The following is a 690-nucleotide window of genomic DNA, read 5'->3' as shown; positions in this document are numbered from 1 at the left end:
GTAATATAATGGTAAATCATTTAACGGAAGCATAGACTTCTTCTGCGATTATTTCGAGACCCCTTTAGACGCTGAGGGGCGGCGCTATTATTTTAGACACCATCAACTTCGACGTTTTTTTGCGCAAATCTTCTTCTGGCACCAAGATGAAGATAAAGACGGCCTCGACGTACTCCGATGGATATTAGGTCATTCGGATTCCGAAATGATTTACCATTATATTACTGAAACCACACCAGGCAAGGTATTGCGCCAGATTAAAGCAGAATGGGGCTCAAATAAAATAAAATCTGCCTCAAATGAAGTTGACAACTTGCGATTATTCTTAACGGACAAATATGGAAGCCTAGACTTTTCGATAATTTCAGAAGAAGCTTTAGATTCCTACATTGAACATAGCTTACAAACGGGAGAAGTAACTATCGAGCCACAATTTATACTTGGCCCAAACAACACCTCATACAAAATATTGGTCACAATCAATTATATTCCCCCATCATGAAAAAGCCATCCGAGCTAGAAAAACACCGATCGACCCTTGCCATCATTGACATCCTAGTTGACACAGCTAAACATCCTGAAAAGTACATTGCAGACAAAAACTACTTGAATTCCCTCAGAAGCCAAGGAGGCCTGTGCCATCTCAGCATCCCAGAACGACACATATGTCCTATATCACTGAATACATTC

At 40.4% G+C, this 690-nt stretch carries 1 protein-coding gene; it reads left to right on the top strand.

What is annotated here, in order from left to right; genetic code table 11:
- Positions 1 to 205 precede the first annotated feature (205 nt).
- Positions 206 to 502 (top strand): hypothetical protein, encoded by a 297-nt coding sequence (locus tag FAS41_RS30745; RefSeq protein ID WP_138527036.1) that lies wholly within the window; start codon positions 206 to 208, stop codon positions 500 to 502.
- The last annotated feature ends 188 nt before the right edge of the window (positions 503 to 690 follow it).

Origin of the sequence: Pseudomonas nicosulfuronedens, assembly GCF_005877905.1 — a bacterium.
GTDB classification, from domain to species: Bacteria; Pseudomonadota; Gammaproteobacteria; order Pseudomonadales; family Pseudomonadaceae; genus Pseudomonas; species Pseudomonas nicosulfuronedens.
This window is presented reverse-complemented; position numbering and strand designations above follow the sequence as displayed.

Excerpts from the sequence above, each read along its gene's own strand:
- FAS41_RS30745 (WP_138527036.1), top strand. The coding sequence starts at position 206 with ATGATTTACCATTATATTACTGAAACCACACCAGGCAAGGTATTGCGC.